Here is a 2,496-nt window from a genome sequence, read left to right as displayed (position 1 = left end):
ACGGTGATTCCCGCATCGGCCGATATTGTGCCAAATGCCCGTTTGGCGATCTCAATAGTGATGCTGCCTGTGTTCAAATGCGTCGGGTCCGATACGGATACTTCGATATCTTCTCCTGTGTTTTCTTTGGTCATGACAGCCGCCTTGGAATCACTGGTAATGATGCCTGCCGTATAGCCGCCGTTCCAAAAATTAGCGCCTGTGATGTTCAAGTCCGTTTCCTTCACCGCATGAACATTGATGGTATTCTCGAGTATGGCGATATTGGGATTTGCCGCATAGCCGCTCACCTGCGCGCTTGTTTTGCCAGGCAGCAGCACATAGGCATAGCGGCCATTGGTCGGATTGGAACCATGATCCAGCCATAGATTCATGTAGTTGTGAGTGATTGGGGCAGTAGGCGTTCTCGGCCTCGTGTCGATCTGACTCCAGCTGCCTGTCCGCGCTTCGCGAATGCCTTCAACCGTGGCAGAGCCCGGGAAATAATAGCCGATATCCGAACCGGGTACGTTTCCTGCCAGATGAGCCCAATTCACGTCTGTCATCGTCTCCGACCAACCGAGCGCAGTGGACTTGGCCGTGCCGTTGACAGTCAGGGCGTTATCCCCGCTGCTGGTGAGCTTCCTGTTCTCCACAATAGTTTCAACGGGAATGCCGTCGGTGCTGTCAATATCCGAACCCAGGGCCACAATTTCATCGTCAAACATGAACCATGATTTTCTTGCTTTCAAGTCTGTATCGGGCGTATGAAGATACATGCCGCTTACCCCATACGTATTCAGAAGATCGGTCCCGCCTACCCAGCCTTTGTCGCTAATTTTACGGGGCAAAACGGTGTTGTTATGGAGCACCGTCGTACCCGGCAGCCTGAAGCTGTTTACCGTAGGCCAGAACCCGTCGCTGAACTGAGAAAGGTCGTTGTTATACAGGAAATTCATGCCGTCGGAAGTGTGCCAGCCTCTGATGTTTTCGCCGTTGCCTCTTTCATAGTTGTAGATTCGGGTAGAAAACATGCTGATGCCAAATCCGAACCCCGGTCTCAGATGGACAGCCCGGTCCATGTTGGGGTACTGCTTATGTTTGACCAGTTCTCCCCGGGAGATGATGCCGGAATTATTCAAGATGGCATTGGCCACTACGATCAAGTCTATAGGAGCGTCCGTTACAAAATTATTATAGGTATCCGTTTGAAGCCAATGTTTGACCATGCTTCTGTAGGCCATAGCATCCGCCGACGGGGCAACCTGGGACAGGCGGATAATGGCCCTGATTACCGCATGGCCTCCGATATGATCATCCGAATAATACCTGGAAATATTTCTCCCTCTGACCATGTCCATCATGGCGCCTTTATACATTAGCGGTTCGAAAGCCTCATACACCCATTCATACACATTTTTACGATCCGGGTCCGTTACCTCGTAAGTGGACCCGCCTAACAGATACATCAGTTTGGCAATGTCGGAAAGAAGCGACGATCCATAGCCGCCATTGTAAGGGAATTTGCCATGCTGGATAAAGGAACCGTCCTTATAAAAACCGTCCCCGGTCGTTACGTAATTAAATACGGCGCTTAGTCCGTCCCTGCTGGCGCTTACTTGGGCGCCATCCTTGATAATAATGCCCCTCACTCCGACAACGGAAGCTTTCCAAACTCGATTGGCTCCTGTCATGCTGACTTTAGGAGTGAATTTATTTACCGCCGCCATATAGTCGGTTCTTTGGGCCGAGCTCAGATTGTTATAGAGCAAGACGGTAATATCGTTAAGCGCCATCGGTATGCCGATTTCCCAGTCCCACCAATACAGGGTGTCTTCGGTTTTGTTCTCGTTATAGCGGTTGGCGTACAGCCAGTCCAATGCGCCGATGGTATCATTCAATAAAGCGCTGTTGTTCTGAAGCGGGGAGCCGTGGGTGCTGTAGGCCAGCGCCATGGACTTCACCCGGCCATAGCTGGCGGTAAGCGCCTTGGAGTCCGTAGGGCCGGACAGATCGCTCCACAGGTATGTCCGGCCTGAAGACTTATCCATACTGTCCCAATTGGTCTGGGCAGCAGCCGTAATTCGGCTGATTGCCGCAGCGATATTCGGGTCGGACGCATTATAGCTCGTTCCGCCGGTCAGCATCACCTTCCACTTGCTCCTTAAGGTATCGAACTCATCCGCTGCTGAAGCTTGGTTCACAAACAATGAGTTGACCGACATAAGCAGCAGGAGCATCACTGTCATCATGATCCCGAGACGCTTGGCGTTTTTTGACACTTTATATTCCTCCTTGACTAGTGAGATTTCGAAGGCTTGTTTGCCTCACTGTACTTCTAACCTTCTCACTGAGGGATCAGCTTGATATAATCATTCGCCAGCGTATAGCCCGTACTGTTAGCATGCTTGCCGGTCACAATGAACCTAAAGACCTTAGTTCCGGGAGAGTTAAACGTGTAAGTTCCAAAATCCAATTCAGCATGCTCAATGCTTGAAGAATATTGGTCCTGCTCGG

The 2,496-nt window shown here is 51.0% G+C and carries 1 protein-coding gene; it reads right to left on the bottom strand.

Annotated elements, in window-relative coordinates; translation table 11 throughout:
• The coding region (locus BLR08_RS30475) for a polysaccharide lyase 8 family protein (protein WP_072338323.1) at nt 1-2,261 on the bottom strand (2,261 nt) is incomplete at its 3' end.
• Nucleotides 2,262-2,496 lie beyond the last annotated feature (235 nt).

Source organism: Paenibacillus sp. cl123, assembly GCF_900101595.1.
In the GTDB taxonomy this organism is placed as follows: Bacteria; Bacillota; Bacilli; order Paenibacillales; family NBRC-103111; genus Paenibacillus_G.
This window is presented reverse-complemented; position numbering and strand designations above follow the sequence as displayed.